2 protein-coding genes are annotated in these 805 nt (G+C 62.9%); both read left to right on the top strand.

Annotation, left to right across the window (positions count from 1 at the left end):
- The coding region (gene thiS, locus OHD58_RS30520) for a sulfur carrier protein ThiS (protein WP_263807315.1) at positions 1-182 on the top strand (182 nt) is incomplete at its 5' end.
- 3 nt (positions 183-185) lie between these two features.
- Positions 186-805 (top strand): thiazole synthase (locus OHD58_RS30515; RefSeq protein WP_263807314.1); only part of this gene is annotated, 620 nt, incomplete at its 3' end.

Here is an 805-nt window from a genome sequence, read left to right as displayed (position 1 = left end):
ACGGCGAAGCGCATGAGGTTGCCGCCGCCACGCTGGCCGAACTGCTTGCCGCGCTTGACTATGAGGGCGATTGGCTGGCAACGGCGGTCAACAGCGACCTCGTGCACAAAGCCAACCGGGCGGAATTCCAGTTGAGCGACGGCGACCGGATCGAAATCCTCTCGCCAATGCAGGGCGGCTAGACCATGTTCGATCTTCTTGGAACGAACCCATCTTCCCGTCTGCTTCTCGGCACCGCTCAATACCCTTCGCCGGCCATCCTTGCCGATGCAGTCAAGGCGTCGGGCACGTCGGTGGTGACCGTCTCGTTGCGCCGTGAGATGGCAGGCGGCAGGGCCGGCGAACAATTCTGGTCGTTGATCCGCTCGCTTGGCGTCAAAATCCTGCCCAACACTGCTGGCTGCCACTCCGTCAAGGAAGCGGTCACGACCGCCAAAATGGCGCGCGAAGTGTTCGGGACGAGCTGGATCAAGCTCGAAGTGATCGGCAACTACGACACGCTGCAGCCGGATGTGTTCGGCCTGGTCGAAGCCGCCCGCATCCTGTGCGATGACGGTTTTACGGTGTTCCCCTATACCACCGACGACCTTGTTGTCGCCGAGCGGCTGCTGGAGGCAGGCTGCAAGGTCTTGATGCCCTGGTGCGCACCGATCGGTTCCGCGCTCGGGCCGGTCAACATCATGGCGCTGCGCTCGATGCGCGGACACTTCCCAGATGTTCCACTGATTGTTGACGCGGGGCTCGGACGGCCGTCGCATGCGGCAACCGTCATGGAGCTCGGCTTTGACGCCGTGCTCCTGAACAC

This window comes from Mesorhizobium sp. ZC-5 (assembly GCF_025753855.1).
Classification (GTDB): Bacteria; Pseudomonadota; Alphaproteobacteria; order Rhizobiales; family Rhizobiaceae; genus Neomesorhizobium.
This window is presented reverse-complemented; position numbering and strand designations above follow the sequence as displayed.